20 protein-coding genes and 1 tRNA gene are annotated in these 25,797 nt (G+C 62.1%); 7 read left to right on the plus strand and 14 right to left on the minus strand.

The annotated features are described in order from the left end of the window. Positions 1 to 26: 26 nt before the first annotated feature. Positions 27 to 1,214, minus strand: a complete 1,188-nt coding sequence (locus tag Q0R02_RS05305) for a FecR domain-containing protein (protein ID WP_293881452.1) — start codon at positions 1,212 to 1,214, stop codon at positions 27 to 29. Between the two features lie 266 nt (positions 1,215 to 1,480). On the opposite strand from Q0R02_RS05305, the gene Q0R02_RS05310 reads away from it, so the two are divergent. Next, a complete protein-coding gene (locus tag Q0R02_RS05310; protein WP_293881454.1) occupies positions 1,481 to 3,112 on the plus strand; it encodes a ShlB/FhaC/HecB family hemolysin secretion/activation protein in 1,632 nt (543 codons plus the stop codon). 22 nt (positions 3,113 to 3,134) lie between these two features. Here Q0R02_RS05310 and Q0R02_RS05315 read toward each other — a convergent pair. From Q0R02_RS05315 to moaA, 3 genes are all read right to left on the minus strand, one after another. After that, positions 3,135 to 3,209, minus strand: a tRNA-Asn gene (locus tag Q0R02_RS05315). 50 nt (positions 3,210 to 3,259) lie between these two features. Beyond that, positions 3,260 to 4,036, minus strand: coding sequence for an NAD kinase (locus Q0R02_RS05320; protein ID WP_293881456.1), 777 nt, complete (start codon positions 4,034 to 4,036; stop codon positions 3,260 to 3,262). After that, the gene (moaA, locus tag Q0R02_RS05325) at positions 4,033 to 5,034 is read right to left on the minus strand and encodes a GTP 3',8-cyclase MoaA (protein ID WP_293881458.1); all 1,002 of its coding nucleotides are present in this window, start codon (positions 5,032 to 5,034) and stop codon (positions 4,033 to 4,035) included. Before moaA ends, Q0R02_RS05320 begins: the two co-directional genes overlap by 4 nt. An 84-nt stretch (positions 5,035 to 5,118) precedes the next feature. Here moaA and Q0R02_RS05330 point away from each other — a divergent pair, with 84 nt between their 5' ends. Continuing rightward, entirely contained in the window at positions 5,119 to 6,831 is a 1,713-nt protein-coding gene (locus tag Q0R02_RS05330) for a bifunctional diguanylate cyclase/phosphodiesterase (protein ID WP_293881460.1), read from the plus strand. Here Q0R02_RS05330 and mfd read toward each other — a convergent pair. Together mfd and Q0R02_RS05340 are read right to left on the minus strand one after the other, a co-directional pair. Continuing rightward, entirely contained in the window at positions 6,782 to 10,234 is a 3,453-nt protein-coding gene (gene mfd / locus Q0R02_RS05335; RefSeq protein WP_293881462.1) for a transcription-repair coupling factor, read from the minus strand. The two genes, Q0R02_RS05330 and mfd, sit on opposite strands and share 50 nt — an antisense overlap. A gap of 199 nt (positions 10,235 to 10,433) precedes the next feature. Next, on the minus strand, positions 10,434 to 10,736 hold the full coding sequence (locus Q0R02_RS05340; protein WP_293881463.1) for a succinate dehydrogenase assembly factor 2: 303 nt from the start codon (positions 10,734 to 10,736) through the stop codon (positions 10,434 to 10,436). A 39-nt stretch (positions 10,737 to 10,775) separates the two neighbouring features. Between Q0R02_RS05340 and recG the strand changes: the two genes are divergently transcribed. Then, positions 10,776 to 12,830, plus strand: coding sequence for an ATP-dependent DNA helicase RecG (gene recG / locus Q0R02_RS05345; RefSeq protein WP_293881464.1), 2,055 nt, complete (start codon positions 10,776 to 10,778; stop codon positions 12,828 to 12,830). A 16-nt stretch (positions 12,831 to 12,846) separates the two neighbouring features. Here recG and Q0R02_RS05350 read toward each other — a convergent pair whose 3' ends face one another. After that, a complete protein-coding gene (locus tag Q0R02_RS05350; protein WP_293881466.1) occupies positions 12,847 to 13,188 on the minus strand; it encodes a hypothetical protein in 342 nt (113 codons plus the stop codon). Positions 13,189 to 13,247: 59 nt separating this feature from the next. Next, entirely contained in the window at positions 13,248 to 14,474 is a 1,227-nt protein-coding gene (gene tyrS, locus Q0R02_RS05355; protein WP_293881467.1) for a tyrosine--tRNA ligase, read from the minus strand. Positions 14,475 to 14,506: 32 nt separating this feature from the next. On the opposite strand from tyrS, the gene Q0R02_RS05360 reads away from it, so the two are divergent. Next, positions 14,507 to 15,604, plus strand: coding sequence for an anhydro-N-acetylmuramic acid kinase (locus Q0R02_RS05360; RefSeq protein ID WP_293881468.1), 1,098 nt, complete (start codon positions 14,507 to 14,509; stop codon positions 15,602 to 15,604). Positions 15,605 to 15,704: 100 nt separating this feature from the next. Beyond that, positions 15,705 to 15,848 carry a hypothetical protein gene (locus Q0R02_RS05365; protein WP_293881470.1) on the plus strand — a complete coding sequence of 48 codons (144 nt, stop codon included), beginning with the start codon at positions 15,705 to 15,707 and terminating at the stop codon, positions 15,846 to 15,848. A 16-nt stretch (positions 15,849 to 15,864) separates the two neighbouring features. On the opposite strand, the gene Q0R02_RS05370 is transcribed toward Q0R02_RS05365, so the two are convergent. After that, positions 15,865 to 17,043, minus strand: a complete 1,179-nt coding sequence (locus tag Q0R02_RS05370) for a VWA domain-containing protein (RefSeq protein ID WP_293881471.1) — start codon at positions 17,041 to 17,043, stop codon at positions 15,865 to 15,867. A 109-nt stretch (positions 17,044 to 17,152) separates the two neighbouring features. Here Q0R02_RS05370 and Q0R02_RS05375 point away from each other — a divergent pair, with 109 nt between their 5' ends. Continuing rightward, positions 17,153 to 18,553 carry a methyl-accepting chemotaxis protein gene (locus Q0R02_RS05375; RefSeq protein ID WP_293881472.1) on the plus strand — a complete coding sequence of 467 codons (1,401 nt, stop codon included), beginning with the start codon at positions 17,153 to 17,155 and terminating at the stop codon, positions 18,551 to 18,553. On the opposite strand, the gene Q0R02_RS05380 is transcribed toward Q0R02_RS05375, so the two are convergent. From Q0R02_RS05380 to Q0R02_RS05400, 5 genes are all read right to left on the minus strand, one after another. Then, complete coding sequence (locus Q0R02_RS05380) at positions 18,554 to 19,405, minus strand: MoxR family ATPase (protein ID WP_293881473.1); 852 nt, start codon at positions 19,403 to 19,405, stop codon at positions 18,554 to 18,556. Positions 19,406 to 19,481: 76 nt separating this feature from the next. After that, positions 19,482 to 20,177, minus strand: a complete 696-nt coding sequence (locus tag Q0R02_RS05385; protein ID WP_293881474.1) for a hypothetical protein — start codon at positions 20,175 to 20,177, stop codon at positions 19,482 to 19,484. 118 nt (positions 20,178 to 20,295) lie between these two features. Beyond that, the gene (gene rpoD / locus Q0R02_RS05390) at positions 20,296 to 22,320 is read right to left on the minus strand and encodes an RNA polymerase sigma factor RpoD (RefSeq protein ID WP_293881475.1); all 2,025 of its coding nucleotides are present in this window, start codon (positions 22,318 to 22,320) and stop codon (positions 20,296 to 20,298) included. A gap of 18 nt (positions 22,321 to 22,338) precedes the next feature. After that, positions 22,339 to 24,189, minus strand: coding sequence for a DNA primase (gene dnaG, locus Q0R02_RS05395; RefSeq protein WP_293881476.1), 1,851 nt, complete (start codon positions 24,187 to 24,189; stop codon positions 22,339 to 22,341). Positions 24,190 to 24,199: 10 nt separating this feature from the next. Continuing rightward, positions 24,200 to 24,652, minus strand: coding sequence for a GatB/YqeY domain-containing protein (locus Q0R02_RS05400; RefSeq protein WP_293881496.1), 453 nt, complete (start codon positions 24,650 to 24,652; stop codon positions 24,200 to 24,202). Positions 24,653 to 24,785: 133 nt separating this feature from the next. On the opposite strand from Q0R02_RS05400, the gene carA reads away from it, so the two are divergent. Then, positions 24,786 to 25,797 (plus strand): glutamine-hydrolyzing carbamoyl-phosphate synthase small subunit (gene carA / locus Q0R02_RS05405; RefSeq protein ID WP_293881497.1); only part of this gene is annotated, 1,012 nt, incomplete at its 3' end.

Raw genomic sequence — 25,797 nt, forward strand, 5'->3', positions numbered from 1 at the left:
GACCCGTCAATCCGGCGCACTGGCGGTCAGTCGTCCTTGCCCTTGGGCGGCTTGGGCAGCTTCGGCAGCTTGATCTTGTCGTTGTCGAAATGTTTGCCGTTGTCACCACCCTCACCACCGCCGGGCGGTATCATGACCACGGGTGGGGTCGTCACCGGGGGCAATGTCACTGGCACGGTCACCGGCGGCGTCGTGATTGGGGGTAACGTTACCGGCGGCACGGTGACCGGTGGCAATGTCACGGGCGGCGTGACGACTGGAACTGTGGTTGGTGGCAGCGTCACTGGTGGCAAAATGACCGGCGCTGTGACGACCGGAGGCGTGACAACCGGCACTGTTGCGACGGGGACCGTCACGACTGGCGCGGTCACGACTGGCACCGTGACCGGGGTAACGGCGACTGGAGGTGTCGTTACCGGTACGATCACCGGGTCACTGGGCGTACTAGAAGCGGGCGCCTGCGCCGACGGTTTTTCGAGCAGAGCGATCTGAGCGGGCCGTGTAACCGCCGCCTGCATCGTCTTTACCGGCACCGGATCGACACTCATCAGGCCACCCGACAGCTGCGCGACCGTCGACAGCGATACATCCTCCGACGCAGCAACAACAACGGTACGTTCAGATCCCTTTTCAGCCTCGCCGATGCTCGCGACGTTGGCGAGCACAAGCGACTTCGGATTCGAATGCTTGACGAACACAGTGTCGCCGTTGGTGACCAGGCGATGCATCCCGCCTGTAATCGCCGAAACCTCGACTGCGCCGTCGATCACCTGGATGGCGCTACGATCCTTGTCGACGATGATCGTGAAAGTAGTACCCTTCACGACGGCGGCCAGCATCGGCGTTTCCACCTGGAAATGCGGGATCGCCATGTGCCTGATCTTGTACAGCAATGTTCCAGCCTGCTGGACGATATGGGTAAAGCCACTCACCTGTTCGGCCTGTGGGACCTGCAACCGGCTGCCGGGGGAGACAACGATATAGTCGGCCCCGCGCGTCAGGGTCGCGCGACCGCCGGGTCCGGTGACAACGACGTCGCCGGGCGCCAGCGCCGCATTTGTCTGAAGCACGACTGACTGGAAGCCAGTGCGCAGAACATGGGCATCGCCGCTCCGCTGGCTGACTTTCCAGGGTCCCTCGGGCGCACCCGCAGCGATGGCCGAAGTCGACGCTCCAAGCAGCATCGCCGCGATGATTTTTGTCGTTCTGCCCACGATAATCCCTATCATTATTGCTGCGCGTAGGCGGAAGCACGGCGTCATGCGTTGCCCGCGCGGCAGGCTTTCATAGGATGGGTCTAAGCCCCTGAGCGATAAGGCTTTGTAAGCTAAAATGGTTATTGAAAGGTTTAATGGCGGGCGTCGCGGCCTTTGTGATAAATTAACGGCCTCGACATAAGATGCGAACCAGCCAAGTGCTTCGTTTCGCAACAGAAATAATCAGGTGTCGTATCGCTACTTACTTTTTAACACCGGCCCTGATGGCTTTGGCGATCGCTGCTGCCAGCCTCGGATTTGCACCTGATGCTGCGGCGCAGGTGGCGAACGATCCGGGTGCCATCGAACGAACGATACCCCAGCCTGCCCCCTCGCCGGTGGCAGCCCCGCGGGTGAGTCTACCACGCACGCCCGCCGGCGTTGGCGCTGGCGTCAACACTCAGTTTGTCCTGGGCTCGGTTCATATCGAAGGCGCAACGGTCTTCACGCCAACCCAGCTGTCCAACGAATTCGAGCCCTATCTTGCAACCACAGTGGACACCGACACGCTGAAGGAAATCGTCGCGAGGATCACGCGGCGCTATCGCAGCGCCGGGTATATTCTGTCCTATGCGGTTTTACCCGCCCAGAATGTGGCGGGCGGCATCGTCCGGATCGCCGTCGTTGAGGGTTGCGTCGACAAGGTTGTGGTTCAGGGTGGAGGTCCCCGCACGCGTGCGGTCGAAGCGATGGTGGCGCGGCTGGTGAAGGAACAACCGCTTAATTCGCAAACCCTGGAACGGGTAATCGGCCTGATCCGCGACATGCCGGGAATGGCCGTGTCCGACGTCCGTCTCAGCCGCTCTCCGGGTAACGCCGCAAACCACCAGCTTACAATCATCGTGACGCACGACGGCGCTGAAGCGCTGGTCTATGCCGACAATCGCGGCACCGACCAGGCCGGTCGCGAGCGGCTCTACACGGCGGCGACCGTCAATTCAGTGGTCATCGCTGGCGACGAAGCAAACATCGCCGTCTTCGCGATACCCGGCCGTCGCTATCATTATCTGTATGGGCAGGCCGCCGCCAGCGTGCCGGTCGGTCCCGACGGCTGGCGGATCGGTGTGTCGGCGTCACGCGGCGACCAGTATCAGCTCTACTCATTCGGCAGACTCGATGGGGCGTCGTACAGCTTTGCCGCCCAACTGTCCTATCCACTGGTGCGAAGCCGGGCCCTGACCGCCGTCGCCCGGCTGTCGGTATCCGACTGGCGCAGCGTTAACGACCTCGACCGCGTGCGCATCCAGCGCGACCGTCTGCGCGTGGCACGGGTCGCTCTCGACGTTACCAGCGGTGGCAAGACGCGCTTCGAAGGACAATTTGCCTTCGCGCGCGGGCTGGGGTTCGACGGCGTCACCCGGCGCGACGACCCACTGGCCTCACGGATTGATGGCAGCGGCATTTTTTCCAAGGCGAGCGCAAACGTCCAGCTTGCCCACCCGCTGAGCAAGACTATGACCTTGCGGGCAAACTTTGCGGGCCAGTATGTGAGCCGCCCGGTGTTGTCGCCAGAAGAGTTCTCGCTGGGTGGCAGCGCAATCGGCCGGGCCTATGACTTCAACGCCCTGACGGGCGACCATGGTATCGCGGGCGGAATCGAAATCGGCTACCGGATCCGGGATCGCAGGAGCGGACCACGGCAGGCGGAGCTATTCTCGTTCGCCGATGGCGGTGCGGTGTTCCAGTCGGGGCGGCAGAGCAGCCAGCCCCGCAGCGAAAGCCTGTCGTCGGTGGGCGTCGGGACGCGTTTCGTAATGGCGGGACTGTCGTTTTCGGCTGAGCTAGGCGTACCGTTGCAACGCGTATCGGGGTTGCGATCGGCACGCGCCTTCTTCTCGATCGCCAAAGGCTTTTAAGCCGACCGAAGCGGACGGTCAGTGGCTCCCCGGGCCTGATTCGAACAGGCGGCCATTCGATTAACAGTCGAATGCTCTACCGCTGAGCTACCGGGGAACACTAACGAAGGCGCGCTCCTAGCACCGGTTTTCCGAAGGATGCAAGGGTCAGACGACGAATTGTTCCATCGCGATGCGATCATCAAGTGCGTGTTCTGGATCGAAGAGTAATTTCAGCGTCGAAGTGCGATCGATCGACACGGTGATCGTCGCTACGTCACGAACCTCGCGCTGATCGGCAACCGCAGATACGGGCCGTTTTACCGGATCGAGCACGCGAAACTTGATGACTGCGGTTTCTGGCAGGATCGCCCCGCGCCAGCGTCGCGGGCGAAACGGGCTGATGGGCGTCAGGGCCAGCAGCGCCGACCCGAGCGGCAGGATTGGGCCATGGGCCGACAGATTATAGGCGGTCGAACCCGCTGGTGTTGCGACCAGGACACCGTCGCAAACCAGCTCGGGCAGGACGACGCGACCGTTGACTTCGACCTCCAGCTTGGCGGTCTGACGGGTTTCGCGCAACAGCGATACTTCATTGATGGCGGGCAGCGAAATCTTTTGCCCGTCGATCGTCTCGGCCTCCATGCGCAACGGCGTCACGTTGAACAGCTTGGCGTTGTCGATCCGCTCATCGAGCCGCTTTTCACGCCATTCATTCATCAGGAAACCGACGGTGCCAAGATTCATGCCGAACACCGGCAGAATGCGGCGTTCCTCCAGCATCGCGTGCAATGTCTGGAGCAGGAATCCGTCGCCACCCAGCGCCACGATCATATCTGCGTCGCGGACGCTGACCCAATCGCGCCGCGCGCGCAGCGACACAGCGGCTTCTTCGGCGGCATCGGTGGGGGAAACGAGCAGTGCGCGTTTGGGTTCGGCGATCATCCGCCGGTCACGCTCATGTGACGCGACGTCGCGGGTGTTCCGATCAGGAAATCATGCGCCTTCGGCTTGGCGCCGAGCGCGCGATCGATCGCATCATCGAGCAATGCGGGATCGTCAGACCGCAGCGCCTCCCGCAAATCGACGCGGTCTTCGTGGCCGAGGCACATGAAGAGCTGGCCCGAAGCCGAAACGCGAATACGATTGCAGCCCTCGCAAAAATTGCGGGTCAGCGGCGAAATGAGGCCGAGCGTCGCGCCAAGCGCAGGAACCGACCAGTAGCGCGCAGGCCCGCCGGTTCGTTTTGCACTGGGCACGAGCGTGTAGCGTGCCTCAAGCTGTTCCTTGACCACGGCTAACGACAGGAAACGATCGGTCCTATCATCCTCGATCACGCCGAGCGGCATGGTCTCGATCAACGAGAGGCCAAACCCCTGTTCGCCGCACCATGCCAGCATCGGCTCGATTTCATCCTGATTGACGCCCTTCAACGCGACCATGTTGATTTTGACACCCATGCCCGCCTCCTTGGCGGCCTGGATACCGTCGAGCACTTGGGCGACATCACCGTGGCGCGTGATATGGCGAAACTTGTCAGGATCGCGGGTGTCGAGGCTGACATTGATGCGGGCGAGCCCCGCCGCGCGCAACGCAGGCGCATGTTCGCGCAGCCGCGTCGCATTGGTGGTCATGGTCACTTCGTCGAGGCCGCGGCCGATCAGTTGACCGATCGCTTGCGTAACCTGGACCGCGCCGCGCCGGGCCAGCGGTTCGCCCCCGGTCAGCCGGATGCGCTTAACCCCGCGGGCGACGAACCGCCGCGCCAGCACGGCAATCTCCTCTAGCGTCAGGATTTCGGAGCGGGGCAGGAAGATCATATCCTCGGCCATGCAATAACGGCAGCGCAGATCACACCGATCGGTTAGTGACAGGCGGACATAGTCGATATTCCGGCCAAAGCCGTCGCGCAGAGTTTTCGCTGGATTAACGCTTTGCACCATTATCGACAGGTAAGGGTCCTATCGAGTTATGGCAATTGGCGGCGGGGGAAACACCCGTTAGCAACGCCCGGCAAGGGGATGATTTTGCGCGAGAAGGAAAAATCGGGTGAAGTCGAGCGCGCGGCGAACCCTGTGGGGTTTGCGCTTGCGCCGCTGCCCGACGACCCGCGTGTTGCCGCGCTCAGGCAATTGGGCTGGCGGGTCGCGACGGAACCGGAAGAGCCCGGAGCGGACACATCAAGGGTCGTGCTGGTCGATTTGCGCCGAGGGCCGCCTGTCGGACTGGCGGCAATGGGTCCGGCGATCGCGACCATGCGGGGTGCCCTGGTAGCGCTGCTTCCCGACCAGACCGCTTTCGAAGCCGCGTTCGAGGCGGGCGCTACGCACGTTGTCGCCGAACCGTTTACCGTCGAGTTGCTGGACGCCGCGCTGCTGCTGGCGGCGCGGCACGTCGAGCGGCTGGCACTGGCGGGGGGCAGGCGACGCGCCGAACGCACCGTGATTGCGCCAAACGACCCCGGGTCCGAAATCCGATCGGTCGCGGGCAGTGTGCAGGAACAGTTACTGGCAGGGCCGACGGCGCTGATGCTGGTCGGATTGAAACGGTTCGACGCTATCAATGCCGCGTTCGGACGGGTCACCGGCGATGCCTTGCTGGTGGCGGTGGAACGGCGGATCGCGGCGGCGGCCAGGGAGGTTTCCGCAGGAACCGCAATCGTCGCGCGATCAGACGGCACGGACTTCATCGTGGTGCCGGGGCAGATGGGTATTACCGGTCGATTGGCGTTGGCGGATCGCATCGTTACCCAGATCGAACGCCCGTTCATGGCGGGGGATCATTTTGTGGCGCTGGGCGCCTGTGTCGGCATCGTCGATACCCGCACTGGTGACCGGGAATCCGACGTGCTGCGCCGGGCCCAGGTCGCGCTAGCGGCGGCGCGCGACGACGATGTTCCCGTGCGGGTGTTGAGCGAAAAGGATGAGGGCACCGCATTGTTCGATGCCGGTCTGGAAACCGATCTTCGCCGTGCGCTGCACAACGATGAGATCGACATTCTGTTTCAGCCTCAGGTTTCAGTGACGACAGGGCGCATTATCGGGGTCGAGGCACTGGCCCGCTGGCGGCACCCCCAACATGGCGAGCTGGGTGCGGAGACCCTGTTTTCGGTCGCGAAACGGTCCGACTATCTGACGGCACTTTCGACCCATGTGCAGCGCCGGGCCGCAACCAGGGCGGCAGCGTGGCCGATCGTGCTGGAGAAATTGCGCCTGTCGGTGAACGTCACGGCGGAAGACATCGGCCGCCCCGGCTTCGTCGAGACGTTCTTGGCGATGATCGATGAAACCGGCTTTCCCCGCGCGCGGCTGACCGTGGAAATTACCGAAAACGGCCTGATCGAAGACCTGAACGCGGCGGCGACGCTGCTCGCGACCTTGCGTGCCGAGGGGTGCCGGGTCGCCATCGATGACTTCGGAACCGGATATTCCAGCCTGGCTTATTTGAAGGCGCTGCCCCTCGATTATCTGAAGATCGACAAACATCTGGCGCAGGATATCGCCGGCACCCCGCGCGATCGGATCGTCGTGCGTGGCGTGATCAACATGGCGCGATCGCTGGGGCTGGCGGTGATCGCCGAGGGTGTCGAAACCGAAGAGCAACTGACCCTGCTGGCGCAGGAAGGTTGCAATTACTACCAGGGGTTCCTGTGCGCGGCCCCGCTGACGGTGGAGGCGCTGGCGGAATTGGTTACGCAGCGATCTTTGCCAGCCCCTTCGATATCTGGAGCGCGCCGTTGAGGCGCGACTTCGGGTCGCCCCATTCACGAGCGATGACCAGCTTGCTGTCGGGACGCAGTTTGGCGACACCCTTTAAACGCTCGACATAGTTAAGCAGGCCGGGGACGTTCGAGAATCCTTCCTGCCAGAAACTGACCAAGGCACCGCGTGGTCCGACATCGATCTTGGCAATCCCCGCACTACGGGCGTTGAGCTTGATCGCCATCAGGGTGAGAAGGTTTTCGGTGGCATCGGGCAGGGGGCCGAAGCGGTCGATGATCTCTGCTCCGAAGGCCTCGATCGCAAGTTGGTTGTCTATCTCGTTGACACGTCTGTAGAGGCTCATGCGGAGGTCGAGGTCGGGGACGTAGTCGTCGGGAATCAGGATCGGGGCGTCGACGGTGATTTGCGGTGACAAATCGGCCTTGCGGGCGGCTACGATTCCGCCCGCTTTTGCATCAATTATCGCGTCTTCGAGCATGGATTGATACAATTCGAAGCCAACTTCGCGAATATGGCCCGACTGTTCGTCACCCAAAAGATTGCCCGCGCCGCGAATATCCAGATCGTGACTGGCAAGCTGGAAACCGGCACCCAGGGTATCGAGATCGCTCAATACCTTCAGGCGTTTTTCCGCGCCCTCGGTCATCGAACGGTCCTTGCCCGTCGTCATATAGGCATAGGCGCGGGTCTTTGACCGTCCGACGCGGCCACGAAGCTGATAAAGCTGGGCCAGGCCGAAGCGGTCGGCGTGGTGGATGATCATCGTGTTGGCGCTCGGGATATCGAGGCCCGATTCGACGATCGTGGTCGACAGCAGCACATCGTATTTGCGGTCATAGAAAGCCGACATTCGCTCCTCGACTTGGGTGGGCGACATCTGACCGTGCGCGGTGACGGCGCGGATTTCGGGGATTTCCTTCAGCAAAAATGCCTCGATGTCGGGCAGGTCGGAAATGCGCGGGGTGACAAAGAAACTCTGGCCCCCGCGATAATGTTCGCGAAGCAGGGCTTCACGCAACACCACCGGATCCCATGGCATGACATAAGTGCGGACGGCGAGGCGATCGACCGGCGGGGTCTGAATGACCGACAGTTCGCGCAGGCCCGACATGGCCATTTGCAAGGTCCGGGGGATCGGCGTCGCGGTCAGGGTCAGCATATGGACGTCAGTCTTTAGGGCCTTCAGTCGCTCTTTGTGGGTGACGCCGAAACGCTGCTCCTCGTCGACGATCACCAACCCGAGGCGCTTGAACTCCACGGTCTTGGCAAGGATGGCATGGGTGCCGATGACGATGTCGAGCGTGCCGTCCGCCATACCCGCCTTGGTGGCGGTGGCCTCGGTGCCGGGGACCAGCCGCGACAGGCGACCAACTTTCAGTGGAAAGCCTTGAAAGCGTTCGAGGAAAGTCTTGTGATGCTGGCGGGCGAGCAGCGTCGTTGGGCAGACCAGCGCGACCTGCTGGCCGCTCATCGCCGCGATAAATGCCGCGCGCAAGGCGACTTCGGTCTTGCCGAAACCGACATCGCCGCAGACGAGGCGATCCATCGGCTTGCCCGCGCCAAGGTCTTCGATGACATCGGCGATCGCACGGTCCTGGTCGTCGGTTTCCTGATAGGGAAAACGGTCGACGAACTCATTATAGGCCGCATCGGGCACCATGACGTCAGCCGCCTTTAGCGCGCGTTCGGCGGCGACGAGGATGAGGTCGCCCGCGATTGCGCGGATACGCTCCTTCATGGTCGCCTTGCGGCGCTGCCATGCCTCGCCGCCGAGGCGGTCGAGCTGGGCCACGTCGCTCGCCGAGCCGTAACGTGACAGGATGTCGATGTTCTCGACCGGCACGAACAGCTTGTCGCCGCCCGCATAGGTCAGCGCGACGCAATCATGGGGACTTTTGCCCACGGGAATCGAGGTCAGCCCCTCGTAACGCCCGATACCGTGGTCGCGGTGGACCATGAGGTCGCCGGGGGACATGGCGGCGAGTTCGGACAGAAAGGCATCGGTGCTCTTCTTGCGTTTGGCGCGACGGACGAGCCGGTCGCCAAGCAAATCCTGTTCTGTAACAACCGCAACCGAGGGTGCGACAAAGCCGTGGTCGAGGGGGACGACGGCAAGCGCGACCTGACCCTTTGCGGCGATGCCCTGCGCATTTTGCCACGAGTCGGCCAGCGCCTGATTGCCGAGGCCGTGTTCGGCGAGAAGTCCCGAAAGACGGTCGCGGGAACCGTTCGAGTAGCTGGCGATGATGAGGCCGGTTTTGCCGATTGCTTTCCGGTAATCGGCAAGCGCCTCGTAGACGTTTTCGGATCGGCTGCGCTCGGGTCCGAAATCGCGCGCGCCCTCTATGCCGAAGTCGATGACCGTGGCCGAGGGCGGTTCGCGGAACTGGGTGGCGAGATGGACCCGGCGACTGTCGAGCGCGGCGGTCCATTCGGCGGCGGTAAGATACAAAGATTCGGGCTTCAGCGGGCGATAGCTGCCAGGGTCGGACGACGCCGCACGGACGCGATTGGAATGATAGTCGGTGATGGCCTCGAAACGCGCCTCGGCGGCGCCTCCACTACCGGCGTCGCGGACGATGATGTCGTCGGTCCCCAGGTGATCGAACAGCGTGCCCAGCTTTTCCTCGATCAGCGGCAGCCAGTGGTCCATGCCCGCGAGCCGGCGGCCATCGCTGATCGCCTGATAAAGCGGGTCGCCGGTCGCCGTCGCGCCAAAGGTTTCACGGTAGCGGCTGCGAAACCGCTTGATCGAGTCCTCGTCGAGCAGCGATTCGGAAGCGGGCAGGAGCGTGAAGCCGTCGATGCGTTCGATGGTGCGCTGGTCGGCCGGGTCGAACGTACGGACGCTTTCGATTTCATCGCCGAAGAAGTCGAGGCGCAGGGCATGGGCCAGGCCGCTGGGGAACAGGTCGACGAGCGAACCGCGCACCGCAAAGTCGCCGGAGTCGGCCACGGTTTCGCTGCGGATATAGCCATTGGCTTGCAGCAGTTGAGCAAGCGAGTCGCGGTCGATGCGTTCGCCGGGCGCCAGCGTTGCGACCAGCGATCGGAGGCGAAAGGGCGTGAGCGTGCGCTGGGTGGCGGCGTTGACCGTGGTCAGCAGCAATTGGGGGCCGGTGGGTTTGGCCTGAAGCGCAGACAGTGCGGCCAGGCGTTCGGCGGTGACCCGCAGCGACGGGGATGCGCGGTCGTAGGGCAGGCAGTCCCATGCGGGATAGTTGAGGACCTGAATCTCGGGCGCGAACCACTGTGCGGCATCGGCCAGCCCGCGCATTTCGGCTTCATCGGCGGCGATGAATACGGCGCGTTTCGGGGCGGCGCGAGCAAGGTCGGTGAGCAACCAAGGCAGGAACCCGTTGGGGGCTCCCGCCAGCGTCAGCGGGGATTTTGCGGCCGTTATGCGGGAGATTTCGGTCAATTTATGAGCGTCCATCGGCGACAAATCGCGCCGCTTGTATCGAGCGAAGTTGAGACACGGTCTGTAAGGGTTGCGCCGGTGGCCCGTCTTTCGACTGCGCTTTCGATCGAGAGGGCGGGTCTTTCTGACATCCGTATAGGCCCCGGCCTGCGCCGGGGTGACGGAGGAAGAATATGATCCTCGATCTCATGCGAACGCGTCACTTTTCCACCGCGATATAATCCAGTTTCTGCATGGCAATCATCATCGGCCCCGAAGCTCGTTCGGGCACTGGCATGGTGCCGATCGCCCAGGCCATGATTTCGACGTCTTCCTCGTGCATTAGCGCTTCGAACCAAGTGATCTCTTCATCGTTCCAGCCCGCCGAATATCGGTCGTAGAAGCCGCCAACCAGCAGGTCCGCCTCTTTGGTCCCGCGATGCCAGCTACGAAAGCGAAGGCGTTTCAGGCGGATCTCACGGTCTGGAATCTCAAGCTCCAATAGCAAAAGGCCGACGGGCATTCATTTGCCCCCCGACTGTGTGTAGGCACTCCTGTAGCCATGCGACCCGAACTCCTCAATCCGCTATTCGCCGAAGTCGAGGCACTGAAGGGCGTTGGCGCGGGCATTGCCAAGCCGCTGGCGCGCCTGGGCCTGGAGCGGGTGGTCGATGTGCTGTTCCACTTGTCAACAGGGACGGTGACGCGGACGCGGTTGGACAGGCTCGACGATGGGGTGCCGGGCGACCATGTCGCTATCGTCGTAACGCCAATCGAATATCGGCAAAACGGGTCGCGCGGGCCGTTGCGGGTTCAGGCCGTCGATCTGGCGGGCGACTACCTTAGTCTGACGTATTTCGGCGCGCGCACCGGCTATGCTCGCAAGCTGCTGCCGCTGGGTGAGCCGAAGCTGATTTCGGGGAAGCTGGAGCTGTATGGGCAGGAGCGGCAAATCGTTCATCCCGACCAGATCCTGGCCCCCGACGACCAGATTGCGCTGAGAGAGGCGATCTACCCCCTGTCGGAAGGACTGACCGCGCGGCGGTTGGGACAGTTGGCCGAACAGGCAATCGGACGCGCGCCCGAACTGCCCGAATGGATCGAGCCAGGACTGCTGGCCGCCAAAGGATGGCCGGGCTGGCGCGTGGGGATTGCAACGGCGCACCATACGCCCGACGACGCTCTGGCGCGCGAGCGGATCGCCTATGACGAGGTTTTCGCCAATCAACTGGCATTGATGCTGGTGCGGGCCTCCTCGCGGAAACGGCGGGGCACACCGCTGACCGGTGATGGGCGGCACCGTGACGCCTTGCGCCTGCCCTATGCACCAACGGGCGCCCAGCGGCGGGTCATGGCCGAGATCGAGGGCGACATGGCGCAGCCGACGCCGATGGTCCGGCTGCTCCAGGGCGATGTCGGCTCGGGCAAGACACTGGTCGCGCTGGAGGCGATGCTGATTGCGGTCGAAGCGGGCGCGCAGGCCGCCTTGCTAGCGCCGACCGAAATCCTGGCGCGGCAACATTTCGCCAATTTGCAGGCAATGATGTCGGGCCTGCCAGTACGAATCGCAATCCTGACGGGGCGCGACAAGGGGCGCGTTCGGGAGGCGACGCTGATGGGGCTGGCCGATGGGTCGATCGACATGCTGATCGGCACGCACGCGATATTTCAGGAGGCTGTCGCCTATAAAAAGCTGGGTCTGGCGGTCGTCGATGAGCAACATCGCTTCGGTGTGGCGCAGCGGATGCTGCTGACCGCCAAGGCCGAACGCCCACCGCACCTGCTGGTGATGACCGCGACACCGATCCCGCGAACTTTGACCCTCACCAATTACGGCGAGATGGACGTCAGCCGAATCGACGAAATGCCCCCGGGGCGAACGCCGGTTGAAACGAGCGTTGTGGCAGGCGACCGGCTGGACGAGGTGATCGCCGGGCTAGGACGCCATATCGAGGGGGGCGGGCAGGCGTTCTGGGTTTGCCCCTTGGTCGAGGAGTCCGAGATCGCAGACCGCAGCGCAGCAGAGGCGCGCGCGGCGGCCCTGAGGTCGCGGTTTGGGGACCGGATCGGGCTGGTGCATGGCCGAATGAAGGGACCGGACAAGGACGCGGTCATGTTGGCGTTCCAGCAAGGCGCGTTGAGCGTGCTGGTTGCGACGACGGTTATCGAGGTTGGCGTCGACGTGCCGAATGCCTCGCTGATCGTGATCGAGGATGCCGAACGCTTTGGGCTCGCGCAGCTGCATCAACTGCGCGGGCGGGTCGGGCGAGGGGCGGAGCGGTCGGTTTGCCTGCTGCTCCGGGGGAATTCATTGAGCGAGACCGCGCGCGCCCGGCTGGCGACGATGAAGAACTCGACCGATGGGTTTTTCATCGCCGAAGAGGATTTGCGGTTGCGCGGGGCCGGCGAATTGCTGGGGACGCGGCAGTCGGGGGAGGCGCGGTTTCGGCTGGCGACGGCCGAACAGATTGTGGCGCTGACGCCGACGGCCCATGACGATGCGCGATTACTGGTGGATCGTGACGGCGGGCTGGACGGCGACCGTGGCCGGGCGGCGCGGCTGGCGCTGTATCTGTTCGAGCGGGATGCCGGGGTGGCATTGTTGCGGTCGGGGTGACGACTAACCGCACCCCCTAGCCCCGGGGATGCTCGCCGAAAACCTTGACGAATGTCGCGAATGCTTCGGCTTCGACGGTTTCGCGGAAGCTGCCGCCGAGACGGTCCCCCAGCACCCAGACGATGTCGGCACGCAGCCATCCGATCGTGGGAATATCGACCCGGACGGGTGCGCGTTCGCACAGCAGCCAGTCGGATTGCCCCATAAAACCGACTTCGGAAAGGTTCAGGATACGCACCGCAAAAGTGCGGCTTTCGCGGTCGGCCATCAGCGTATCGAGCGCGACCGTGCGCCGTTCAGCGCGCCGACGTTCAGCGGCGGCGACCTGTTCGATGAGATTGTACGAGGCACTTGCCATGCCGTTCCCGTAGGCCAGTCTGGCTAGCGTGTCATGAACCGACAGGGTTAACCGCTTGCTTACCGGATAATCAGGCCATGAAGTTTCTTGCCCGCCGATACGCGCACAGGTTCTGGCCCCGGTGCAATCAGCGCGGCTTCGTCGGTGACCTTCTCGCCATCGATGCGCGCGCCGCCGCCCGCGATCAGGCGGCGGGCCTCCCCCTTCGACGCGACGAGGTTCAGCGCCAGCAGGGCATCGACAATCGAAATAACATGGGTCGTGACGGCATGTTGGGGCAGTCCGGCATCGCTCGCGCCCTCGTCGAAAGTCTTGCGCGCGGTCTGCGCGGCGGCGGCGGCGGCCTCGGCCCCATGGGCCAGCGTGGTGGCGGAATCGGCAAGGATACTCTTGGCGGCATTGATCTCTGCGCCCTCCAATGCCTCCAGCCGAGCAATTTCGTCGAGCGGCACATCGGTAAACAGGCGCAGGAAGCGTCCGACGTCGCCGTCCTGCGTATTGCGCCAGAACTGCCAATAATCATACGGGCTGAGGGCGTCGGCATTCAGCCAGACGGCCCCGTTGGCGGTCTTGCCCATCTTCGACCCGTCGGCCATCGTGATCAGCGGCGTCGTCAGTCCGAACAGCGGCGTCCCGTCGACCCGGCGCGTCAGGTCCACGCCGTTGACGATGTTGCCCCATTGATCCGAACCACCCATCTGCAATCGCAAGCCCGCCCGGCGCGAAAGTTCCAGGAAGTCATAGGCTTGCAGGATCATGTAGTTAAATTCGAGGAAAGTCAGTGGCTGTTCGCGCTCAAGCCGCAGCTTTACCGAGTCAAACGTCAGCATGCGGTTGATCGTGAAATGTTTGCCGATGTCGCGTAGAAACGGGACATATTCGAGCGCGTCGAGCCAATCGGCGTTGTTGACCATCACGGCATCGGTCGGGCCTTCGCCAAAGGTCAGGAAGCGTTCGAACACGCGCCGGATGCTGGCAATATTCTGGTTGATTGTGTCATCGGTCAGGATCCGTCGCGATTCATCCTTGCCCGACGGGTCACCTACCTTGGTCGTGCCGCCACCCATCAGGACGATGGGTTTGTGCCCCGCCTGCTGCATCCGGCGCAGCATCATGATCTGGACCAGGCTGCCGACGTGCAGCGAAGGCGCGGTCGCGTCGAAGCCGATATAACCGGGAACGACCTGTCGCGTGGCGAGGTCGTCGAGACCCACGGGATCGGTGATCTGGTGGACATAGCCGCGGCTATCGAGCAGGCGGAGAAGATCGGATTTATAGTCTGTCATGGCGCGCGGGCGCTTAGCATGGGGGTCGGCACATGGGTAGCATGCTGAGTATCGGATTGATGTCGGGCACGTCGCTGGACGGGATCGACGCGGCGCTCATCGAAACCGATGGCATTGGCCTGGTCTGGCCGATGGCGTTCCGGTGCGAGCAATGGAGTGACGAGGCGCGGGCGCAGCTTGCCGAAGCATCGCGACAGGCCCTGACATTCGCACGACCGCGCGCCAGTCCCGACCTGGTCAAGGCAGGCGCATTGGTCGATCGAATGCATGTCATGGCGGTGCGCAAACTGCTGGTTGAAACAGGGGTGACTGCCGACCGCATCGGTGTGGTCGGGTATCACGGCCAGACCGTCGCGCATCGGCCCGACCGCGGATGGACGTGGCAGGTAGGCGACGGCGCGGTGCTGGCGCAATCGCTAAAGATCACGACCGTCTCCGATTTCCGCAGTAACGACGTTGCGCACGGCGGGCAGGGCGCCCCGCTCTTGCCGGTTTACCACCGCGCGCTGATAGCGGATTTGGAGAAACCGGTTGCGGTCCTGAACCTTGGCGGCGTCGGCAACATTACCTGGATCGGGGAGGGCGACGCCATTGTCGCATTCGATACCGGCCCCGCCAACAGCCTGATCGACGATTGGGTGGCGCAGGAAACCGGGGGGCGGTTCGACGAGGGCGGAACGCTGGCAGGTTCGGGACGCGTCGATGAGGGCACGCTGACCGCCATGCTGGACAATCCGTTCTTCGATGAAGCGCCGCCAAAGTCGCTCGATCGCAGCGATTTCTCAATACAGCCGGCACGCGGGTTGTCCGCTGCCGATGGTGCCGCGACCCTGACCGCGTTTACTGCCGAAACCGTGGCGCTGGCGTTACGCCTGTTGCCGTCGCGACCGAAGCGCATCATCGTTGCCGGCGGCGGACGGCACAATCCCGCATTGATGGCGATGCTGAGCGCCCGCTGTAATCTGGGCGTCGAACCGGTGGAGGCGCTGGGCGCGAACGGCGATGCCACAGAGGCAGAAGGCTTTGCTTATATGGCGGTAAGGGTGCTTAACGGGCAGCCTGTCAGTTTTCCGGGAACGACCGGCGTTGCGGAACCAATGACGGGCGGGGTCGTTCATCGTCCGTTGTAAGCATTGATCCGTCGCATTTTGCGCGCAGGTGGCCGACAGTAACTGTTCATTAACCATCGTCGGTGTAACAAAACTCTACCGAGTCGTTTGGGGATGGTTTGTGACATCTGACCTGCTTTTTTATTCGCGTCGCGCTGCTGAGGAAACCGCAGCAGCCGCCCGCGCGGTTACGGAGGCGGCCCGCGAGCGTCGACTGCACCTGGCCGCGACATATTTCCAGAAAGCCCAGGAATTGCGCGCCTAGCGCAATCACTCGCGATCTAGCTTTTACGGGTGAGGCCGCGCATTGCGTCGTCCAGCCCACCAAGCGTGAGGGGATACATCCGCTGCCCCATGAGTTCGCGGATCATCTTCACCGATTGAGAATAACCCCAGTGCGCCTCTGGAACCGGGTTCAGCCAAGCCGCCGCCGGGTAGGTATTAGTGAGCCGCTGCATCCAGCTTATACCCGATTCCTCGTTGAAGTGTTCCACCGAGCCGCCGGGGTGGCTGATTTCATAGGGTGACATTGACGCGTCGCCGATGAAGATCAGCTTATAATCATGCCCGTATTTATGCAGCACGTCCCAGGTCGGAGTGCGTTCGGTAAAGCGGCGGTGATTGTCTTTCCACAATCCTTCATACGGGCAGTTGTGGAAATAAAAGAATTCGAGGTTCTTGAACTCGCTGGTCGCCGCGCTGAACAACTCCTCGCATAGCTTGATATGCGGATCCATCGAACCACCCACGTCCAGAAACAGCAGCAGCTTCACAGCATTGTGGCGTTCGGGGCGCATCCGTATGTCGAGCCAGCCCTGCCGCGCGGTGCCGTCGATCGTGCCGTTGATGTCGAGTTCCTCGGCAGCGCCCTCACGCGCAAACCGGCGCAGGCGACGCAGCGCGATCTTGATGTTGCGCGTGCCCAGTTCCCGGGTCGAATCGAGATTCCTGAACTCACGCTTGTCCCAGACTTTCAACGCCCGGCCATGCTTGCTTTCGCCGCCGATCCGCACGCCTTCGGGATTATAGCCGCCGTTGCCATAAGGGGAGGTGCCGCCGGTGCCGATCCATTTGCTGCCGCCCTGATGACGTTCATGCTGCTCGTCGAGGCGCTTTTGCAGCGTCTCCATGATTTCTTCCCATGACCCAAGGCTCTTGATTGTCTCCATCTCCTCGGGCGTCAGAAACTTTTCGGCGATGGCTTTCAGCCAGTCCTCGGGAACTTCGCCATTCTGGTCTCCAAAGCTTGATTCGATGCCCTTGAAGACTTTGGCGAAGACCTGATCGAAACGGTCGATCAGTCCTTCGTCCTTCACATAGCAAGCGCGCGCCAGGTAATAGAATTCCTCAGGTGTGCGGCCGATGACTTCGCTGTCGAGCGCCTCAAGCAACATCAGATGTTCCCTGATACTGGCCGGGATACCTGCGGCGCGCAGTTCGTCGAGGAAGTTGAAAAACATTATCCCACTATGCCGCCACCTTACGTTTGCGGCAAGCATCGGCTGGTTAACGGCCTGTCAAAACATTTGCGTTATTTCAGCCGGAAATCGCAATCTCCTGGAATTGACAATGATCGAATCGCGCATCGAAGTGGCCGACCCGCAGATGGTCGACAAGGCTGCGCGAGAGATGGGTGGGCTGGCCATCGGGTGCACTGACGCCGCTGGCCATGTAAAGGCAGTCACCGACAGCATCACGCGCCAGATCAGCGTGCTCGACGAGTTGCAGAACGTCATGGCGTCGCTCGAGATCGACCAGCGACAGGCGACAGATGCCACCGACGAAGCACGCACTTTGTCGGAAAGCGTCCGCAGTCGGCTTGCTGAAGGTGGTGTGACCATTACCCAATCGGTTGCCGAGTTCGGCGAACTGACGGCGCTGGTGAAGCGACTGGGCTTGCAACTAACCGGCTTTGCGACCGCGATGCAGCAAGTGAAACGGACGACGGACACCATCGACCGCATCGCGCGGACCACGAACATGCTGGCGCTCAACGCCGCCATCGAGGCCGAAAAGGCCGGCGTAGCAGGCCGCACATTTGCGGTTGTCGCCGCCGAAGTGAAGAAGCTGGCGCTTGATACGCGAATCGCGACCGTCGAGATCGGCCTGACGATGGAATCGCTGGGTCGCGAAGGCGAAGGGTTCATGCGCGATGTCATGGACGGGGTCGCCAGGGCCAGCGAAGCCGAAAAAGGGTTCACGCGCGTCAACGAAACCGTTTCGGAAGTTATCGCGCTGGTAGAGCAGGTGGACGCGCAGGCCGAGGGCATTGCGCGCGCCACCAGCATGATTCATCAGCGGGTCTGCCGCGTGGGCGACGAACTCAACGGTTTTTCGACCGACGCGCGGGCCAACGACCTCCGCCTTGGCGTCGCGCATGCCCGAATGGGCGCGCTCGAGACTCGCGCCAACGAGATGCTCGACCTGATCGTTCATTCCGGCTTCGCGCTGGACGACCGACGCTTCGTCGATCTTGCGATCGATGGCAGCGAGGAGGTCCGCAAAAGCGTCGAGGCAGCGATCGCGGCGCAAGAAATCAGTGTCAGCGACGTTTTCGATACCGCCTATCGCCCGGTGCCGGGATCGAATCCGCAGCAGTATGACAATAACTTCAACCTCACGGCGGATCGGTTGCTCCAGCCGATCATCGACCGCGTGTCGCAGTCAGATCCTCGTATCATCGGTGCTGCCGTCACCGACATCAACGGCTATCTTCCCACTCATTTGTCGTCCAAGTCGCACCAGCAACGACCCGACGATCCGGCATGGAATGCCCTGAATTGCCGGAACAAGTGCAACTTCATGGACGATGCCACCGCGCGCGGGATCGCGTCGACCGCGGATTTCATGATGACGACCTACCGCCAGGACCTTGGCGTCAACGGGTATCGTGCGGTCAAGAATTGCTTCGTGCCCCTAATCTTCAACGGTCGACGGTGGGGCAATTTCGAGATCGCCTATATCGACTGATCAACCTTTGGCGCCCTGCCTGCGCGACAGGAAGGCGAGGCGTTCGAACAGCATGATGTCCTGCTCGTTCTTCAACAGCGCTCCGTGCAGGGGCGGGATCGCCTCGGTCGGGTCGCGGTTCTTAAGCACCTCGAGCGGCATGTCTTCGTTCAGCAACAGCTTTAGCCAGTCGAGCAACTCGCTGGTGCTGGGCTTTTTCTTCAGGCCCGGGACCTCCCTGATCTCGTAGAAGATGTCCATCGCGCGGCTGACCAGGATTTTCTGGATGCCGGGAAAATGGACATCGACGATCGACTGCATCGTCTCGCGATCAGGAAACTTGATATAGTGAAAGAAACAGCGGCGCAGGAACGCGTCGGGTAGTTCCTTTTCATTGTTCGACGTGATGACGACGATCGGGCGCTCCTTCGCCGCAATCGTCTCGTGCGTTTCGTAGACATCGAAGCTCATCCGGTCGAGTTCCTGCAACAGGTCGTTGGGAAATTCGATGTCGGCCTTGTCGATTTCATCGATGAGCAGGACGGGCAGCACAGGTGACGTAAAGGCTTCCCACAGCTTGCCCTTGCGAATGTAGTTCTTGATGTCGTGGACCCGCTCGTCCCCCAACTGGCCGTCGCGAAGGCGGGCGACCGCGTCATATTCGTAAAGCCCCTGATGCGCCTTGGTCGTAGACTTTACATGCCATTCGATCAGCGGGGCGTTGGCCGCCTTGGCGATCTCGTGCGCGAGGACGGTCTTCCCGGTGCCGGGCTCACCCTTGATGAGCAGCGGGCGGCGGAGCATCACCGCGGCATTGACCGCAACCTTCAGGTCGTCGGTTGCGATATAGTCGCCAGTACCTTCGAAACGCATCACCACAATCCTTGACGTTAACGTCAATCGTTAGGCGAGGGTGTGTGGCAAGGGCAAGCGCTTTGTCGCGCTGTTTTCAGAATGCATGTTCGCGAGCAATGCTGCGCGCTTCGAGCAAATCCCACAAACCGCGGTGCTGCGCGACGATCTGCTGGCCGCCGAACACCAGCGCCCGTTCCATGCCCGGCGTCATCGTCAGATCCGCTATCAGCGCCCGCATGGCACCGGTACTCGGGATTCTCGGCGCTGGCGGGTCCACCGACAGCCGTTCGGCCGCATGATCCAGCACAACCCGAATCGCCAGCCAGTCAATAAGGACAGCAACGGCGGCACCCAGTGCACATCCGGCGCGTTCCGACTGGGCAAGCATGCCGATGGCATGATGCTGGGCAAGGACGGCGGTTTCGGTGTTGGCTTGCCCCGGCGTGCTTGGCAAGGGCCCGACAGCCACCACCAGCCTGGTCAGGAATTGCCGTTCTTCGGCAAATTCTGCTGCGAGCATGGTGAGCAACTCACCGTGAGCAATGTCATGCGCACGAACCAGGGCATGATCGACAACGCCCGGATGGCGGCCGTGCAGCAGCGAGAAATGGTGCACGGCATCGGCAACATTGCGCGCCGCCTCAGGCCCGCGAACCATGACCTCCGATACCGGATATCTATGCGCAAGCGTTCCTTCAGCCTGGACGAGCGACAGCAATGTCTCGACCGGGGACGCGCGGGAAATATCCGGGCGGCCTTGCGATAAAGCAGGCGATGAAAATTCGGCCAATTGCAGTTCCCCGTTGCACTGAAAAAACGCTGTGCAACACGCTTCTATACCGAAGGGCGTAAAGACAGGGTTTAGGCGGTGTTAGGGATAGGGGAAGGTTTGCGGTTTAAGGTCTTGGCTATTGGTCGAGGAAGCTGCGCATCTTGCGGCTGCGGCTCGGGTGCTTCAGCTTGCGAAGTGCCTTTGCCTCGATCTGGCGAATGCGCTCACGCGTTACGCTGAACTGCTGCCCAACTTCCTCGAGCGTGTGGTCGGTATTCATGCCGATGCCGAAGCGCATCCGCAGAACACGCTCCTCACGGGGAGTAAGCGAGGCCAGGACTCGGGTGACCGTTTCCTTCAGGTTCGCCTGGATCGCTGCATCGACGGGGATGACGGCATTCTTGTCTTCGATAAAGTCGCCCAGATGCGAATCTTCCTCGTCACCGATTGGCGTTTCGAGTGATATCGGTTCCTTGGCGATCTTCATCACCTTACGGACCTTCTCAAGCGGCATCGACAAGCGCTCGGCCATCTCCTCGGGCGTTGGCTCGCGGCCCTGCTCATGCAGGAACTGCCGACTGGTGCGGACCAGCTTGTTGATCGTCTCGATCATATGCACCGGGATACGAATGGTACGCGCCTGGTCGGCAATCGACCGGGTAATCGCCTGGCGAATCCACCAGGTCGCATAGGTGCTGAACTTGTAGCCGCGGCGATATTCGAACTTGTCGACCGCCTTCATTAGGCCGATATTGCCTTCCTGGATCAGATCCAGGAACTGCAGCCCGCGGTTGGTATATTTCTTGGCGATGGAAATGACGAGGCGCAGGTTGGCCTCGACCATCTCCTTCTTGGCCATGCGAGCCTCGCGCTCAGCCTTCTGCACGGTGTTGACGATGCGGCGGAATTCGCTCAGCGACATCCCCGTCGCCTGCGAGATTTCACCGATCTCAACGCGAATGCGATCGACGGCATCGCCTTCTTCGGCAGCAAACGCCGCCCATTTCTTGTCGGTAGCGCGCGCGCGCTCAAGCCAGGTCTCATCGAGCTCATGGTCGATGTAACTGTCCAGGAACGACTTGCGCGGCACTTTGTGCCGTTCGGCCAGCCGTAGCATCTGCCCGCCAAGCGCGGTCAGGCGACGGTTATAGGCATACAGCTGGTCGACCAGATATTCGATCTTGCCACTGTGGAACTGGACGCTTTCAACTTCGGCGGTCAGCTCTTCGCGCAGCTTGTGATATTTGCGCTCGTCCGCAGCCGGGAAGTCGTTGCCGACCCCCAGCGCCTCGATCCGCGCCTGCTGAACCTTTGCGAACTTCTTGTAGAGCGCGGTGATCGTCGCGAACTTTTCGAGAGCGGCAGGCTTTAGCTGCTCCTCCATCTGCGCTAGGCTGAGAGTATTATCCTCCTCCTCGTCGTCCGACTGGCGGGGCGTGCGACGCTCGGTCAGCGCCTCCTCGTCTTCGTCGACGGCGGCGGCTTCCTCAGGCTCCTCTTCTTCCTTGAAGGATGGGCCAGCGGTCTTTTCGCTGATTTCGCCCGAACCATCTTCGCCATCTTCTGCCATGGCTTCGGGAGCGGGATCCTTCGACAGCATCGCGTCGAGATCGATGATCTCACGCAACTGCATCGTCCCTTCGTTCAACGCGTTCGACCAGTCGATAATTGCGTGGAACGTGATCGGGCTTTCGCACAATCCCAGAATCATCGTGTCGCGACCGGCTTCGATCCGCTTCGCGATAGCAATTTCGCCCTCGCGGCTGAGCAACTCAACCGCGCCCATCTCGCGCAAGTACATACGCACCGGGTCATCAGTGCGGTCGGTGACCTTGACCACTTTTTCCGCGACGTGACCGCTGCCATCATCGGCATCGACCGACTGAACCTCGTCCTCGTCTTTTTCGGCTTCGTCGCCGTCTTCGCCAGCTTCGTCATTCTCGACGATGTTGACGCCCATCTCGTTCAACGCGGACATTACGTCCTCGAGTTGGTCGGAGGACATCTGATCCTGCGGCAGGGCCTCGTTCAGCTGGTCGTATGTGATGTAGCCACGCTTCTTGGCGCGCGCGATAAGCTTTTTCAGCTCGGCGTCGTTCAAGTCGATCAGGGGTGCATCACTGGCATCAGGTGTCTCGGGCAGCTCGGTCGTTTTCACCATCTGGTCTTCGTATCCCGTCTAATCGTCGTCATATCCCATCAGGGACATCAAGGTTTCTTTTGCCTCGCTGAACGCGCGGTTAAGGCGCGCCTGTTCGGCAAAACTCTCTTCATCGCCACCAGCCGCAACCCTGGCAGTCGCTGCTGCCAGCGCCTCTGCCAGTTCGGGTCGAGCCGTCGCCGCCTCAATCAACATCGCCAGATCGCGACGCGCACGTTCCGGTTCGGCATTGCTTCGCAAGAACGAAAAGGCAAGGCGATTGTGACTATTCGAAGAACGCAACTCCTCCAACACATCGGAAAGCCCCGCAGATTGGCATATGGTGTCGACGCGACCGATTTCAACGAGATCGCCTTCATATGCCCCTTCGAGCAGAACATTTCGCAGGATATCGAGGGTCAGATCGCTCATCACGATCGATGACAATGTCTCGCCGCAGGTCAGGACGATCGACGGATGAAGCACCAAACCAGCCATGATCGGTCGTTCATACATGGGGTCGATCCCCCGGCTCTGCATGGCCCTGACGCTGTCAAGGGGGGGGATTTGTCGATCACGCGACTTGACCCCTTTCTGGAAGGGCTTGCCCTTGACGAAGGGTCTGCGTTCACGCGCTGCAAAAAAGGCGGCATCGAACCGTTCGCGCATTTCACGGGCGTAATGGCGACGGACATCGGGATCGGCGATGGTCGCAATATGGGCATCGATCCGCTGCTTCAGACCGGCCTTGGCTTCCGGAGTGCGAAGCGGGGCGGCGTCGTATTCGGTCTGCCAAAGATGCTCCACAAGCGGCCGGGCGGCGGCAAGGACCCCCTCGATCGCCTTTCGCCCGCCACTACGGACCAGATCGTCTGGGTCCTGGCCGGTCGGTAACAGGACGAAACCGAGCGATTTTCCAGGAGCAAGCATCGGCAGCGCGCGGATGGCAGCGCGCATGGCGGCTTTCTGTCCGGCGCCGTCACCGTCGAAGCACAGCAGGGGGACATCGACCAGCCGCCATAGCCGTTCAAGCTGAAACTCGGTCAGCGCGGTGCCCAGGGGAGCCACGACTTCTTCCACGCCCGCCTGCGCGAGGGCAATCGCATCCATATACCCTTCGACGACAATCAGGCGATCGGCTTTGCGCGCGGGGCCACCCGCGCGATCGAGGTTGTAGAGGGTTCGCCCCTTGTCGAACAAAGGTGTGTCGGGGGAGTTCAAATATTTTGGTTCACCCGGTCCCAGAATTCGACCACCGAAAGCAATCACCCGAGCGCGGGGGTCCCGGATCGGGATCATCAGGCGGCCACGAAAGCGGTCGTAGGGCTCTTTTTCCTCGACCGAGATCAGCAGGCCCGTCTCCACCAGCCTTTCGTTCCCGAACGATGCCAGCGCGGTCTTCAGCTTGCCCCGGCTGTCCGGCGCAAAGCCGATGCCAAAGGCGATTGCGGTGGCCGGGTCGATCCCACGCCTGGATAGGTAGGCGCGGGCATCGGAGCCGGCGAGGCCCGCCAGTTGTTCGACGAACCACGTCTGTGCAGCGGTCATGACGTCATAGAGCGAATTGGCGACCTCTGCCCGTTCGGCGCTGCGCGGGTCGGGGGCGGGGACGTCCATCCCAGCTGCGGCAGCGAGTTCCTTGACCGCGTCCATGAACGGCAGCCCCTTGGCCTCGGTCAGCCAGCGGATCGCATCGCCATGTGCCGAGCAACCGAAGCAGTGGTAAAACCCCTTGTCGTCGTTGACATAAAAGCTCGGTGATTTCTCGTTGTGGAAGGGGCAGCACGCCTTAAACTCCCGCCCGGCGCGCTGCAGCTTGAGCGAGCGGCCGACCAGTGCGGAAAGCATGGTGCGTGCGCGAAGTTCGTCGAGGAATTGGGGGGAGATCATGCCCCCTGCGCTACGCCAGCGACGCCTTCACCAGCGCGCTTGCCTTGCTCATGTCCAACTGGCTGGCATGACGTTCTTTCAGCGTGGCCATGACCCGACCCATGTCCTTGACGCCCGTCGCGCCGAGTTCCACCTTGATCGCCTCGATCGTCAGGCGGGTGTCGGCCTCGCTCATCTGGGCGGGCAGGAAGCGTTCGATGACCGCAATCTCTGCGGCTTCCTTGTCGGCCAGTTCCTGACGGCCACCATTGGTGAACATCTCGATCGATTCGCGGCGCTGTTTAACCATCTTCTGCAGCACTTCGACCACCATCGTATCATCGTCTGCGGGCGCCTTGCCGGTCCGCGCCTCGATATCGCGGTTTTTCACGGCGGACTGGATCAGGCGGACGGTGGCCAACGTCTCGGCGTCGCGCGCCTTCATCGACGTGATCTGCGCCGCCTGAATATCGTCTCGAATCATTGGTTCTCTTTCGGAAACTTCATGTCTTAACCGCATTGCAGTTTCGTTACCAGAATTGACCCGGAAGCTTGTGGCGCTTAACGGCCCAATCTTAGCGACATCGCCGTTTAACCCCAAAGGAGTGCCCGCCCGCATGGCCGACGCCCAATCTTCGCGCGCCACCGATATCGCGACCGGGATTCTCGTGCTGGCAGACGGCACCGTCATTCATGGTCGCGGCTTCGGCGCAGAGGGCAGCGCGGTCGGCGAGGTTTGTTTCAATACAGCGATGACCGGTTATCAGGAGGTCATGACCGACCCGTCCTATGCGGGCCAAATGGTCACTTTCACCTTTCCGCACATCGGCAATGTCGGGTCGAACCCGGAAGATCTGGAGGCGACCAACCCGCACGCGCTGGGCTGCATCGTCCGCGAAGACGTGACTGCGCCGTCGAATTTCCGCAGCACCTCGCATTTCGACCAATGGATGAAGATCAATGGGCGGATCGGGCTGGCTGGCGTCGATACGCGCGCCTTGACGCGGCGCATCCGCGAGGCTGGTGCCCCGAACGCCGTCATCGCGCATTCGGCGAAGGGCGATTTCGACGTTCCAGCCTTGCTGGCACAGGCACGGGCATGGTCGGGGCTTGAGGGAATAGACCTGGCGAAACAGGTGTCCACCCTGCAAACATATGCGTGGGACGAGGGGCTTTGGACGCTGGGGCAGGGGTATGCGACGGGCCACGCATCCGAGGGTAAACCCCATGTCGTCGCCGTCGATTACGGCTTAAAGCGCAACATCCTCCGCAACCTGGTAGCGGCAGGCGCGCGCGTTACCGTTGTGCCAGCCACCGCCACGTATGACGACATTGCCGCGCACAAGCCCGACGGCGTGTTCTTGTCCAACGGTCCCGGCGATCCAGCGGCAACCGGCGGCTATGCGGTCCCGGTCATCCAGCAACTGATTGCTGCCGACACGCCGATCTTCGGCATTTGCCTTGGCCACCAGCTCCTCGGGCTGGCAGCGGGGGCGAAGACGGTGAAGATGTTCCAGGGGCACCGCGGCGCGAACCATCCGGTCAAGCGACTGGAAGATGGCCGGGTCGAGATTACCAGCATGAACCATGGCTTTGCAGTCGATGCCGACACGCTGCCCGCCAATGCGA

Origin of the sequence: Sphingomonas sp., from assembly GCF_025353885.1 — a bacterium.
GTDB lineage: Bacteria > Pseudomonadota > Alphaproteobacteria > Sphingomonadales > Sphingomonadaceae > Sphingomonas_O.